Annotated in this window: 10 protein-coding genes; all 10 read right to left on the bottom strand. The window is 49.4% G+C overall.

The features are described 5' to 3' along the window. Nucleotides 1-32: 32 nt before the first annotated feature. The 10 genes from nuoH to BN8_RS28725 all read right to left on the bottom strand — a co-directional run bounded on the left by nuoH (nucleotide 33) and on the right by BN8_RS28725 (nucleotide 12528). Complete coding sequence (gene nuoH, locus BN8_RS28770; RefSeq protein WP_009285472.1) at nucleotides 33-1187, bottom strand: NADH-quinone oxidoreductase subunit NuoH; 1155 nt, start codon at nucleotides 1185-1187, stop codon at nucleotides 33-35. Between the two features lie 13 nt (nucleotides 1188-1200). Then, the gene (locus BN8_RS28765) at nucleotides 1201-2286 is read right to left on the bottom strand and encodes an NADH-quinone oxidoreductase subunit G (RefSeq protein WP_009285471.1); all 1086 of its coding nucleotides are present in this window, start codon (nucleotides 2284-2286) and stop codon (nucleotides 1201-1203) included. 14 nt (nucleotides 2287-2300) lie between these two features. Beyond that, on the bottom strand, nucleotides 2301-3641 hold the full coding sequence (nuoF, locus tag BN8_RS28760) for an NADH-quinone oxidoreductase subunit NuoF (protein ID WP_009285470.1): 1341 nt from the start codon (nucleotides 3639-3641) through the stop codon (nucleotides 2301-2303). 15 nt (nucleotides 3642-3656) lie between these two features. Next, entirely contained in the window at nucleotides 3657-4157 is a 501-nt protein-coding gene (nuoE, locus tag BN8_RS28755) for an NADH-quinone oxidoreductase subunit NuoE (RefSeq protein ID WP_009285469.1), read from the bottom strand. An 18-nt stretch (nucleotides 4158-4175) separates the two neighbouring features. Continuing rightward, complete coding sequence (nuoD, locus tag BN8_RS28750) at nucleotides 4176-5417, bottom strand: NADH dehydrogenase (quinone) subunit D (protein ID WP_009285468.1); 1242 nt, start codon at nucleotides 5415-5417, stop codon at nucleotides 4176-4178. A 12-nt stretch (nucleotides 5418-5429) separates the two neighbouring features. After that, entirely contained in the window at nucleotides 5430-5930 is a 501-nt protein-coding gene (locus BN8_RS28745) for an NADH-quinone oxidoreductase subunit C (RefSeq protein WP_009285467.1), read from the bottom strand. A gap of 95 nt (nucleotides 5931-6025) precedes the next feature. Beyond that, nucleotides 6026-6571 carry an NADH-quinone oxidoreductase subunit B gene (locus tag BN8_RS28740; RefSeq protein ID WP_009285466.1) on the bottom strand — a complete coding sequence of 182 codons (546 nt, stop codon included), beginning with the start codon at nucleotides 6569-6571 and terminating at the stop codon, nucleotides 6026-6028. A gap of 63 nt (nucleotides 6572-6634) precedes the next feature. Continuing rightward, nucleotides 6635-7006, bottom strand: a complete 372-nt coding sequence (locus tag BN8_RS28735; RefSeq protein ID WP_009285465.1) for an NADH-quinone oxidoreductase subunit A — start codon at nucleotides 7004-7006, stop codon at nucleotides 6635-6637. 200 nt (nucleotides 7007-7206) lie between these two features. Further along, nucleotides 7207-9360 carry a T9SS type A sorting domain-containing protein gene (locus tag BN8_RS28730; RefSeq protein ID WP_009285464.1) on the bottom strand — a complete coding sequence of 718 codons (2154 nt, stop codon included), beginning with the start codon at nucleotides 9358-9360 and terminating at the stop codon, nucleotides 7207-7209. Nucleotides 9361-9537: 177 nt separating this feature from the next. Next, nucleotides 9538-12528: a T9SS type A sorting domain-containing protein gene (locus BN8_RS28725; RefSeq protein ID WP_009285463.1), complete on the bottom strand. Its 2991-nt coding sequence runs from the start codon at nucleotides 12526-12528 to the stop codon at nucleotides 9538-9540. Between the last annotated feature and the right edge of the window lie 50 nt (nucleotides 12529-12578).

Below are 12578 nucleotides of genomic sequence, written 5' to 3'. Positions count from 1 at the left end.
TTACTCCTGCCGAAACCGTAGACCGAACACGTTTAAGCTCGTTGTGGGGCTGCCTGCGACTTAGGGGCGCGGGCACTGGACATAACGGCCAGTACGACCATTACGACTACAATCAGCCAGGTCGTGTACTTAATATCATACAATAGACCGGCTCCTGTAACAACTACGTTAAGGATAGAAAGCGGAATCAACGTCTTCCAGCCCAGGTTCATCAATTGATCATACCGGAACCGCGGGATTGTCCAGCGTACCCACATGAAAAAGAAGATGAAGAAGAAAATTTTGGCGAAGAAAACGACCGTACCGATAGCCGTAGCGATGTTGTGCCCTGTAATCTCACCCATCGAACCAGTCAACGCATCGTGAACCGCATTCATGAATGGATAATGGTAACCACCAAAATACAATGATGAAATGAACGCTGATGACACAAACATGTTGATATACTCAGCGAACAGATAGAATCCCAGTTTCATGGAACTGTACTCGGTGTGATAGCCACCAACCAGTTCTGTTTCGCATTCCGGTAAGTCGAACGGCGTCCGGTTACATTCCGCGAATGCACAGGTCAGGAAGATAATAAAGCCCAGCGGCTGTGTGAAAACATTCCATTCAAAGAACGTAGCCTGTTCTTCAACAATGGCTCTTAATGACAACGAACCCGTCATCATCAGAATAGCGATCAGTGACAGGCCTAACGCAATTTCATAACTGATGTTCTGCGACGCAGCCCGGATAGCTCCCAACAAGGAAAACTTATTGTTTGAGGCCCAGCCACCAACCATTATACCATATACACCCAGCGATACCACTCCGAAAATATACAGTACCCCGATGTTAATTTCGATGGCCTGCATCGGAATTGTGTACTCTCCAAACCTAATGCTATCTCCGAACGGAATGACGGCGCTCGACATAAGGGCGGTCAGCATAGCCAGACATGGCCCGAGAATAAAGAGCCATTTGCTGGCCTGAGCCGGAATAAAATCTTCCTTGAAGAACATCTTACCGGCATCGGCAATAGGCTGCAACAAACCAAACGGACCCGCCCGGTTTGGCCCAAGACGATCCTGCAGAAAACCCGCCACTTTCCGCTCAGCGTAGGTCGAATACGTCGCAATCAGCAGGGTTATCCCGAAAATAACCAGGATAATCAGCCCTTTGACGAGTAATACGGTTAAATCCATTTTTACGATGAAACTAAGGTTCTTTGTCTAATGCAGACGGTAATGTTTTGGCAAAACGCTCCGGTGGCAACTGTTGAATGTCAAGTTGCGACGTATCACGTTTATCGTCAATCGGTTTGTACGTAGCTGCCGCCAATCGCTTACCAAAATCCGGCTTGATCGTATCAGCCCGGTACTTGTTAGCTGAAATGACAGAACTACGTGAGATTTTGGTCGGTCCTTCGATAACCCAGTCGCTCGTTTTCTTTTGATCGAAGCGGCAGGTGTTACAGATGAACTCAGTTACCTCATTCCACTCGTTTTTGCGGGCCGTTACGCGAATCACCTCCTCGCCCCGATACCACAGTGTCACCTTACCTGAGCAGGTAGGGCAATCGCGGTGCGCATCCACTGGCTTTGTAAACCATACGCGGTTCTTAAACCGATATGTTTTGTCCGTCAACGCACCGACCGGGCAAACATCAATTACGTTGCCTGAGAAGTCATTATCAATGGCTTTCTCGATGTAAGTACCAATTTCGGCGGCATCTCCGCGCCCCAGAACGCCATGAACGCGCTTATTGGTGATCTGATCAGCCGTGTACACACAACGGTAGCAGAGGATGCAACGCGTCATGTGCAACTGGATGTATGGACCAATATCGTGTTTCTCGAACGTCCGGCGGTCTTCTTCGTAACGGGTGGTTGCTTTTCCGTGATCGAATGCGAAGTTTTGCAAATCACACTCACCGGCCTGATCGCAAACCGGGCAATCGAGCGGGTGATTAATGAGCAGAAATTCTACAATACCATTACGGGCATCAATTACCTGCTGGTTAGTCGTGTTTTCGACCACCATGCCATCCTGCACCGGCGTAATACATGACGCCACCAGTTTGGGCATTGGACGGGGATCTTTTGCAGACCCGGCCGCGACCCGAACCAGACAGGCGCGGCACTTACCTCCACTCCCTTTTAGCGGCTGGTAATAACACATCGCCGGTGGGGCCACCTCCGGGCCGATCTTACGAGCGGCCTGCAGAATGGTTGTTCCTGGCTCCACCTCGACTTCAATTCCGTCAACGGTGACTTTGAACAGTTGCGGCTTATTATCTTCCATTGTCGATATCTGAATTATACTAACGCCATCTCACCCCGGTACACTGCACCCGGTTGAGTTGCTTCCTGTGGGTTCGTAATATGCCACTCGAACTCGTCGCGGAAGTGACGGATGGCACTGGCCACCGGCCACGCAGCCGCATCACCAAGCGGGCAGATGGTATTTCCCTCAATCTTCTTGGCTACGTCTACCAGCAGGTCAATGTCCTGACGATGACCGTGGCCATACTCGATTCGGTGCAATACCTTCTCCATCCAACCGGTTCCTTCGCGGCACGGGCTACACTGACCGCATGACTCGTGATGGTAGAATCTGGCGAAATTCCACGTATTCCGAACGATACAACTTGTTTCGTCCATCACAATAAAGCCACCTGAGCCAAGCATGGTACCGGTCTGAAATCCACCATCTGACAACGATTCATACGTCATCAGGCGCTTTTCACCGTTGGCCAGATTCAGAATCAGGTTTGCCGGCAAGATGGGTACGGATGAACCACCTGCAACTACAGCCTTCAGTTTATGGCCCGGCCGAATACCACCGCACCACTCATCGGCATAAATGAAATCTTCGACCGGAACGCCCAATTCGATTTCATATACACCTGGCTTGTTGATATGCCCGGATGCTGAGATCAGCTTCGTACCTGTACTACGTCCAATTCCGATAGCGGCATACGCTTCACCGCCATGATTAACGATCCACGACGTAGTAGCGATTGACTCTACGTTGTTGACAACCGTGGGGCACTGGTATAAGCCTTTCACAGCCGGGAATGGCGGCTTGTTACGCGGGTTCCCGCGTTTACCTTCGAGTGACTCAAGTAAGGCAGTTTCTTCGCCACAGATGTAGGCTCCTCCTCCTGGCTGGACGACCAGCTCAAGATCATAGCCGGTGCCGAGGATATTCTTACCTAAAAATCCTTTAGCTTTTGCCTCTGCAATGGCTTTTTCGAGGATGTGGATGACATACATCAACTCCCCCCGAACATATATAAACGACTTGTTGGCTCCCAACGCATACGAAGAAATAATCATGCCTTCGATCAGCAGATGGGGAATAGTCTTCATAAGGTAGTGGTCTTTAAACGTTCCCGGCTCCGACTCGTCGGCGTTGCAGACCAGGTATCGGGGAACGCCTTCAGGCTTAGCCAGGAAGCTCCACTTCATGCCCATCGGGAAGCCAGCGCCACCGCGGCCCCGGACACCTGACTTCTTTACTTCTTCGACCACTTCCTCGGGCGTCATGGTCTTGAACGCCTTTTCAACGGCCGTGTAGCCGCCCTGCTTCCGGTAAACATCGAACGTCTCAATACCAGGGACGTTGATATGCTCGGTTAATATCTTGGTAGCCATAGGTTAATGTCTGGATTACTTAGACAGCTCGTCAATAATCTCATCTACGCGCTCATTGGTCAAGTTCATGTAATACTTTTCCCGAATCTGGAAAACGGGGCCCATACCGCAAGCGGCCAAACACTCGACTTCTTTTAACGTGAAGCGACCATCTACCGTTGTCTGTCCGGTATCAATGCCAAGCCGCTGTTTCAGGTGAGCGTATACCTCCTCGCCACCCATCAGGCAGCAAGGGCCGGTGCGGCAGTATTCGATGACATGCTTACCAACCGGTTTGATATGGTACATCGTGTAGAATGTAGCCACTTCATACACTTCGATTGGTTGAATATTCAGCATTCGGGCAATGTAATCCATGCCCTCGGTGCTGGTCCAGCCTTCCTGCTCCTGCAACAAATGCAATAGAGGTAGTAAAGCTGATTTTTGTTTTCCTTCCGGATAGCGGGCAATGATTTCCTGCGCCTTAGCCAGCCGGTCCGGAGTAAATTGTACGGAATTATTCGATTCGGTCGTCATAGGTTTCGGCAGGTCTGATTAAGCGTCCAACTCACCCGCAATTACGTTCAGGCTACTCATGGTCACAATAGCATCCGATAAGGTAGACCCGACGCACATTTCGGGGAACGCCTGATAATAAATGAAGCATGGCCGACGGAAGTGCAGGCGATACGGAGCACGGCCACCATCGCTGATCAGATAGAAACCAAGTTCACCATTCCCACCTTCAACAGCGTGATAAACCTCTCCTACCGGTGCATCGATCTCACCCATCACAATCTTGAAGTGATAAATGAGTGCTTCCATGTTCTTATATACCTCCTGCTTCGGCGGCAAGTAGTATTGCGGAGCATCAGCGTAGTAAGGACCTTCAGGTAAATTGTTGATGGCCTGCTCGATGATACGTAAGCTTTGCCACATTTCTTCATTACGGACCATAAAGCGGTCGTAGGTATCACCACTCTGACCAACCGGGATGTCGAATTCGAAGTCCTGATAAGACGAATATGGATTCATTACCCGGACATCGTAGTCAACGCCAGCCGCCCGGAGGTTTGGACCAGTAAAGCCGTAACTTAAAGCTCGCTCGGCAGAAATTCCTCCTACGTCAACGGTCCGGTCCATAAAGATCCGGTTACGATTGAAGAGGTTTTCGAATTCACGCAGCACCTTAGGGTAGCGGACCAAAAACTCCTTGATCTTCCGAATAGCGGTCGGCGACAGATCACGTTCCATACCACCAATTCGACCCATATTTGTCGTCAGGCGGGCACCGCAAACCTCCTCGTAGATTTCGTAGATATTCTCACGTTCTTCGAACAGATACAGGAAACCGGTAAAGGCACCCGTATCTACCCCTAAAATACCGTTACAGATGAGGTGATCGGCAATACGGGCCAACTCCATCATAATAACCCGGATGTACTGCGCCCGCTTAGGCACCTCGATACCAAGCAACTTCTCGACCGTCATGTGCCAGCCCATGTTGTTGATGGGTGACGAACAATAGTTCATCCGGTCGGTCAGCGTCGTAATTTGGTAGAAGGGTCTACGCTCAGCAATCTTCTCAAACGCCCGGTGAATGTATCCGATTGTCTGCTCGCCCGACACGATTTTTTCCCCATCCATTTGCAGGATATTCTGGAAGATTCCGTGCGTTGCCGGGTGTGTTGGCCCGAGGTTAAGCGTTGTTAGTTCATTGACATACTGCACCGGCGTCTCGTCGTTCCGAGCGGGTACATTTGTCTTTGTGGCAATGTCAAGTTCGTCAGTAGTCATTAGCGTGTTGCTTTAACGGCCAAAGAGCGCATCAATCTTGTCTTCACGCGTAGCATCTTCCAGGGGATACTCCTTGCGCATCGGATGGTAGTCCATTTCTTCCATATTCAGAATACGGCGTAAATCAGGGTGACCGTCAAAAATAATTCCGAACAAATCGAAGGTCTCGCGCTCCATCCAGTTAGCGCTTAAGTACAGTTTAGTTGCTGTCGGAACGTGCAGGTCGTCTTTCGACAGATAGACTTTGACTCTAACCCGGAAGTTATTGATGAAGCTATGCAAATGGTAAACCACGCAAAATTCACGCCCGGATGAATCAGGGTAATGAACCCCCGTTATATCCGTCAGGAAGCTGATTTGGTACGAAGGCTGTTCCTTCAGGTATTGAATCAAAGGAATAACTTGCTCTCGAGTGACTGAGACTGTTAGTAAATCAAAAGGATCATCAAAGTCACTGACGGCATCACCGAATTGCTGGATTATGGTTTGCGCAACTTCTTCGTTGGACAGCATAGTAGGTGGTTGAATGATTGACTGATTACTTTATTGACTGATTGAATTGATCGGCGATGCCAGTGATTCAATCAGTCAGCAAAGTAATCAGTCAACTATTGTATGCTATAGGAATTAAGTAACTTCTGATACTCTTCGGTGTTACGACGGCGCAACGACTCATTTTTTGCCAATTCCTGTACCTGAATAACCCCTTCCAGGATCTGCTCAGGACGGGGAGGGCAACCCGGTACGTATACATCTACGGGAATGATGCGGTCAATGCCTTGCAGCACGCTGTATGTATCAAAAATACCACCACTCGACGCACAGGCCCCAATGGCAATCACCCAGCGGGGCTCGGCCATCTGAAGATAAACCTGCTTAAGAATTGGTCCCATTTTCTTGGCAATGGTTCCGGCTACCAGCAGCATATCAGCCTGTCGGGGTGAAAAGCTGGGCCGTTCCGAACCAAAGCGAGCCAGATCATAATGCGATCCCATTGTGGCCATAAATTCGATACCGCAGCAGGAGGTCGCAAACGGCAACGGCCAGAGCGAATTAGCTCGGGCCAGACCAATAATTTTATCGAATGAAGTGGCTTGGAAACCGGGCCCTGAATAGCTCTCGGGTGCTTCGGCCAGCTTGATGTTAGATGCCATAGGTTAGTTGACTATTCCTGATTGATCAACAGATTATCCTATTTAATCGTTTCACTTAATAGACTACTCCCACTTCAATACACCCTTCCGGATGATATAGTAGAAGCCAGCCAGCAGCAAACCCATAAACAGAATCATTTCAATAAAGCCTGTCAGGCCTAATCCTTTGAAATTTACTGCCCATGGATAAAGGAATATGACCTCCACATCGAACAGCACAAATAAAATAGCGATCAGAAAATATTTGATAGAGATCGGAGTACGGGCGTCTCCCTGAACTGGTATTCCACACTCAAACGGATCGTCTTTCTTCTGACTGTTCCGCTTCGGACCAATTGAGTGAGTAACGATCATCGTCGTAACGATGAAACCAAGTGCCAATAGGAGCTGGATTAGTACCGGCAAGTAATCCGACGGTAGGTATGATGCGTTCATACGGATTGTTTACAAATAACAGCGCAAGTTAGCGATAAAACCAATAAACCCTTTTTTAAACAGGGTTAGCCATTAGCTGACTTCCCTCAAAATTAACATTTTTCGATTGTTTTATCAACGTTATACAAACGGCTCTGTTACTGAGAACGCAAAAAAGCCGCCCCTTGTTAGGAGCGGCTTTGACGTACTGTTTTGATCGGTTATCGATTGATTATAATTCGACGTGATACGTTAAATCCCGCCGAGCGAATCCGGACTATGTATTCGCCCTGCGACAGATTATTCAGGTTTAGTGACCTCCGCTGGTTGAGTACCGGCACTACATCTGAATACAGTAATTCACCATGTAGCGAGAAAACCTCTATCTCTGCATTGGCGAGGTTTTCGATCGTTTCAATATTTACAATCCCGTCTTTCGATGGGTTAGGGTAAATACCCAGCCCCCCGTTCGATTCGTCAAAGTCAAACGGTTTAGGAGCACTGAAATCGGAGTAGCAGGTAAGCCGGTTCCCATTCTCCAGGACAAACGTCGATTTGGTACGTACTGAATAATTTGCATCCAGGACCACTTTTGCCACCGGGCCGCTTTCCGGGATTAGCTCTCCCGCCCGGCGCCAGTCAAACTCGTCCGTTTGTGCGCCCGATGGAGCTGGTAGCCGGGCTTCCAGCGAATATGTACCTACCTGTTCGATACTTGGTGTTGGTATTTTGGGCCTAACCGTCAGGTTAATGCCTAGCGACCGAGCTGACCGGCAACCATACGTATTGACTGCCTGGACCGAATACCCACCTGGCGAAGCGACAGTAATAGCCCGGCCAACTGTACCCGTATTCCAAATCAGGCTATTGGACGCCGAGGTATTACCAACTAATGCCAAAGCCGAATCTGCACAAACTTGCTGTGTAGGATCGGCAAGCTGCGTAGGTTGCTTAGCCAGTGAAATTGTGGGGGGTGTTGGCTGTACTGGATCAACAACTTCTACAGCCGGCGACAGAAACGTATTATCGTCGGCTCCTTTTAATACGGCCCGATACACCCCACCTTTGTTAACAGTAATTGAACGAGTTTTCTGACCACTTTTCCAGTCGTATGATTTGTACCCTTCGCTCAAGGTAAGCGTCAGGCTATTGTTATCAGGACCGCAGGTGACCGAAATTGTCGGTGGAGGTAAGGGAAGTAGCGGGCGAGAACTGGCAAAAAATACCGGATTCAGACTTTCGTACCAGGCTTGCGCTAACTGCTTCAGTCCATCGCCACCAAAGTGAACTTCGCCTTCGTAACGGGGAATCTGAATGTTGTCGGTCAGTGGACCTGGGTATACGTTGTTATTGTACGTATTAATTACGTCGTTTTGGGCCTGCGTAATTTCCTCGCTTACCTGCCCCAGGTTATACGATGAACGGGCAAGTACCCAGGCCGGATACCGTTTTGTATCCGAACGAGTTTTGTTTACCAGGTACTGCATTGCTTCCCGATAATCCTTCCGCGTTGAGTGCAGCGGTACGTTATCATTTTCACCTTGCTGCCATAACACAGCCCGTAAACCTTGCAGCGAGCAATAATACCGTAGCGCAATCAATAGGTTCGCATAGGGCATTCCAACCGGGAAGTTTTCGTTTGGCGTTCCTATGGCAAAGATGTTTTTGGTAACCTTACCATCAGCGCTTTCGGTCCAGTTTTTGATAACCGTTCCCTGCCAGGCTGTATTAATGAAGAGCACAGGCACCTGATACTGCTTGGCAATCAGATCGCCGAGCATTCCCCAACACCACGCACTCTGCCCCCGTGGACCAATCAAGGAAGCTGCGCTAAGCTGCTGAAAAGTAGGTGCCGGCGGATCGGTAAGCGCATTAGCCCTCGAGTTATCGTAGGTAACGCAATTGACCCGATCGTCGGTGGCTCCAACGGCCCCAAAATCCTGAAAGCCCTGCGCATTCGATTGGCCGGTAATAATGAACACCTCGCCTACACCGATCTTACGCATAACATCACTACCTACCACGGCTCCATTGGCAAACGCCCGAACTTCGAGCCGATACCAGCCCCCTTTCACAGACAGCGATCCTTGAAAAACGCTTCCCTGCGGATTACGCTGGACGGTCGCCCAGTTTGTGTTAAATCCCTGGTATGAATCTTCGACCTGTACGCGGGCCTGAACGCTATCGATAGGCTGGTAGTAGCTGCCGGACAGGTAAATGGTTGATGTATTGTTGACGTCTCGTTGAAAAATTGCCCGGCTTTCGGGGTAGGTAATCTTAATAACAGAGCCGTTCCCCTGACCTGACGCATTCAGCGCAATGCCAAGCAGACCGACAAGGGAAAGCTTCTTTAACCGTAGATAATAGTTATTCATACGTTAGGTGTCCTTGTCTTTTGCGCAAAGACACCGTGAAATCAACGAGGCCCATACGGCGTTCTTTGCAAAAATCAGACCTGATGCAATTATGCAGATAACAAAGTTCACCTTTTCACGGGAAAATGCAAATTTGCTCCTACACTCCTTACGTAAACGGTTAAATTTCGGATTCTATTACAATCCTAGTAAAATTCGTTTAGCTACATCAAAGCCGGTAGCTTGTATGCGCAGTATGTAATTCCCCGATTGAAGCCCGGTCAGCACAAGTTGCTTGCGCTCGTTAAAGGCGGGCACTGTAGTCATGTACACTTGCTGGCCCGTTAATGTATAAACAGTAACGGTTGCGTTGACGAGATCCTGCTGCGTCTCAACAATAACTACTTTGTCTGGGTTTGGATTCGGATAGACACTGAGCCCACGATTGTCCGTAACTACTGTAAACTCAAATGGAGCAGACGGCACCGAGAAACACGTTAGTGTTGGTGAATAAGCAATCGATGCACGGGCAGTATAGGAACCACTTTGATTCGCTTTGATGATGCCGGTCTGTGCCGCTAGTGAGTCGTTACCTCGACGCCAGCGGAACACCTCACTATTCAGCGGAGTAGCGTTTACCGCCTGTAGCGTATACGTACCGATAACCGCAATAGTCGGTGCGGGCGGCAATGGCTTCACTTCCACCGTTGTTGGATTTGACAAAGGCGACACACATCCATTCACGTCACGAACGCGGGCAGCATATGCCCCGGCCGAATTGGTTGTAATACTTTTTGTTGAATCCCCCGTCGACCAGAAAACGGTATAAGGTCCCTCAACTGTAAAGGTGATTCGATCTCCTTCGCACAGTGTTGGCTGTCGGCTGGTGAGCAGCGTTGGTGCATTAGGCAGCGGATTTACCGTTACATTGATGGCCCGAGACCGCGGAGACAGGCATCCGTTCTGATCTCTGGCCTGCGCTGAATAATCTCCCGACTGCTCAACAACAATGTTCTTACTAGTCAATCCACCCGTCCACACGACGTTCAATGGCGTTGTAGCAGCCAGTGTAACCCGATTACCCGCACAGAATGTAGTTGATCCAAGGGCGGCCACCGTTGGTGTTTCGGGCAACGGGTTGACAGTTGTTGTAACAGCATCCGATGGATCTGATAGGCAACCAAATTGATTTCGGGTCTGCACCGAGAATGTGCCCGGCCGGTTGACCGTTATGCTACGGGTAGTTTCGCCTGTTTGCCACACATAAGCCGTTTCTTGTGGGGCGGTTAATGTTACACTCTGGTCTGCACAGAACGTCAGTGGGCCGCTTAGGGCAAGTGCAGGTTTAGTGGGAAGGGGATTGACAGTTACGTTGATCGTATTGGATCGTTCGGATGTACAACCATTCTGGTCAGTTACCGTCAGAAAATACTGCCCCGATGTACCGACCGTAATAGACTGGTCACGCTGACCACTACTCCAGTTATACTGCACACTGTTTGCGTTTGTGCGTAGTATCGTATTGTCCCGATCGCAGAATGTAGTGGGCTTTTCGTTGGTGATGGTAGGCGTTGGCGGCAGCGGATTGACTGTTACGGGAACAACATTGGATGTAAATTCACATCCGGTGACATCCTGATACTTAATGTAGTAATTCCCGGCTGATGTTGTATTGTAGACCTTTCCGGTGGCTACTGTTGAATTATTTTGCTGATTAACCCACGTAACGTTATTATCATAATTGGCCGTTAATGCCAGACTACTGCCAATACATACTGAAGGAGGCCGATTGTCAACGGTCGACACTGTAGGTACGTCTGGTACCCGTACGTAACCGGTAAAACTCGTGTTACCCAACCCGTCCTTTACTTTAGCTCGGTAAAGACCCTGTCCTTTCGTCAAGGTTCTGCTCATTTCACCCGATTCCCACTGAACGAATGAATAGTCGCCATTTACCGTAAATGTCAGGTTGTTGCCGCCCCCACAAGCAACGGAAACCGTTGGCGCTGGAGCCGGGCTTTGAGGTACGGATCGTTGAAAAAACGAATCGTTAAGATTACCATTCCAGGCATTAGCCACCTCGACTAATCCATTAGCATCAAAATGCAGGTCATCGAACAATGGTGCACGCCGACGAGGTACCTGAATATTATCTGTATTGGGACCCTCGAATACGTTTGGCGTTGAAGCAATAACCTGACTCTGGCCGGCAATAACGTTTGGGTTAGGCGTTTTAAAATCATTCGATCGTGATACTTTAGCAACGACCCACGAAACATTTTTACCACAATCCTGGCGGCTTTTTTCGATTACAAATTTCAGGTCGTTTGCGTAGCTGTTAGCGTCTGTGTTAATGTCTGTATCAGCTTCGCCTTGTTGCCACAATACGGCCCGTACGCCCAGTATATGGGTATAAAACTGCAACGCCACTTTAAGGTTAATATAGGGTTGCCCTGTTTGATAGAACAGCCCGGGAATGTATACGCTTTCAGCAAGGCCACCAGCGGCACTCTGGCGCCAATTTCGCACAGCCGTGCCAGAATAGGCCGCGTTGAAGAACATGATAGGAACGTTGAGCCGAGCCGCTAGCAGATCACCCAGCCGCCCCCAGCTCCATGATGTATAACCCCGTGGAGCAGCCCATTCAACATCGCTACTAAGCCGATCAAACGAAGGCATTGGAGGATCGTCAGTTTTTCCGGGCGGATATAAGTATCGAACACAGTTTACCCGATCGTCTGTAGAGGGGGGAACATCTGGCCGGGTGTTTTGCGGTGTTGCCACGCCTTGTGCGTTTGATTGTCCGGCAACGATAAATACTTCGCCAATGCCAACCCGCTCAACTACCGTGTATCCTACCTGATTGCCATTGTTAATGGCCCGCACTTCCAGATTATACCAACCGCCCGAAGCTGGTAAACCACCCGCAAACACCCCCCCACTTGGATTATTCTGAATTGTCACCCAATCCGGCGAACTACTTCCCTGCCCATCCCGCGCTGTCACTTTTGCCTGAATCTGCGTGACGGCTGTTGTGTAGAACCCTGTAATATAGATGGTGGCCTGATTAGTATTGTTGCGCTGAAAAACCGCTCGTGAGGTTGGAAAAGAAACCTGAAGCTGAGCCATTGCCACGAGCGGCATTAGTAAACAAGCCGCCAAGGTCCTGGCTGCGAAAATATATTTCATAGCGTTTCTGCACGGCTGGTTTGGGCGCACCAGCTTGAATAATGATATGA

The sequence above is a fragment of the Fibrisoma limi BUZ 3 genome, assembly GCF_000296815.2.
Classification (GTDB): Bacteria; Bacteroidota; Bacteroidia; order Cytophagales; family Spirosomataceae; genus Fibrisoma; species Fibrisoma limi.
This window is presented reverse-complemented; position numbering and strand designations above follow the sequence as displayed.

Excerpts from the sequence above, each read along its gene's own strand:
- nuoE (WP_009285469.1), bottom strand. The coding sequence starts at position 4,157 with ATGACGACCGAATCGAATAATTCCGTACAATTTACTCCGGACCGGCTG.
- BN8_RS28730 (WP_009285464.1), bottom strand. The coding sequence starts at position 9,360 with ATGAATAACTATTATCTACGGTTAAAGAAGCTTTCCCTTGTCGGTCTG.
- nuoD (WP_009285468.1), bottom strand. The coding sequence starts at position 5,417 with ATGACTACTGACGAACTTGACATTGCCACAAAGACAAATGTACCCGCT.
- BN8_RS28735 (WP_009285465.1), bottom strand. The coding sequence starts at position 7,006 with ATGAACGCATCATACCTACCGTCGGATTACTTGCCGGTACTAATCCAG.
- nuoH (WP_009285472.1), bottom strand. The coding sequence starts at position 1,187 with ATGGATTTAACCGTATTACTCGTCAAAGGGCTGATTATCCTGGTTATT.
- BN8_RS28725 (WP_009285463.1), bottom strand. The coding sequence starts at position 12,528 with ATGAAATATATTTTCGCAGCCAGGACCTTGGCGGCTTGTTTACTAATG.
- nuoF (WP_009285470.1), bottom strand. The coding sequence starts at position 3,641 with ATGGCTACCAAGATATTAACCGAGCATATCAACGTCCCTGGTATTGAG.
- BN8_RS28765 (WP_009285471.1), bottom strand. The coding sequence starts at position 2,286 with ATGGAAGATAATAAGCCGCAACTGTTCAAAGTCACCGTTGACGGAATT.
- BN8_RS28740 (WP_009285466.1), bottom strand. The coding sequence starts at position 6,571 with ATGGCATCTAACATCAAGCTGGCCGAAGCACCCGAGAGCTATTCAGGG.
- BN8_RS28745 (WP_009285467.1), bottom strand. The coding sequence starts at position 5,930 with ATGCTGTCCAACGAAGAAGTTGCGCAAACCATAATCCAGCAATTCGGT.